Here is a 437-nt window from a genome sequence, read left to right on the forward strand (position 1 = left end):
ACCCACCGGCTGTCCCGTATGGTTGGGCGTGTACCACGGCTTAGCATCCGGGAAGTTCGGATCGAACAGCTCACCGTAACTGAAATCCCCACTGCGCCGGTGAATTGGATACCCGAGAGGATTGTCTTTGCCCCAACTCAAATCGGCTGTACCGCCATACCAAGCGACAGTCCGCCCGTGAGGGTTGTTGCCATTCGCGACATCTTGCGTAAACCCAGCGCGACTGGAGGTACTGAGGTTTCCAGACTCGTCAAACCCGCCGAGATGAACTGATAAATCTGCCCTGTTCTCATTGGTTTCACTATCCGGCGGCAGCCATTCGGAAGGAATAATATTGACAATATCCCGCCCTCTGGGGTTGCTTGTCGTTGCCGTCTGGTAGTAATTGTCGGCAAACGTGACATTCTCCCAAACCTGAACCTGTGGGTCAAAGTAGT

1 pseudogene is annotated in these 437 nt (G+C 54.0%); it reads right to left on the reverse strand.

What is annotated here, in order from left to right:
- Positions 1 to 437 (reverse strand): annotated as a pseudogene (locus OSC10802_RS53050) (hypothetical protein); the annotation flags it as partial.

Origin of the sequence: Kamptonema formosum PCC 10802, from assembly GCF_000332335.1 — a bacterium.
Taxonomy (GTDB): Bacteria; Cyanobacteriota; Cyanobacteriia; order Cyanobacteriales; family Oscillatoriaceae; genus Oscillatoria.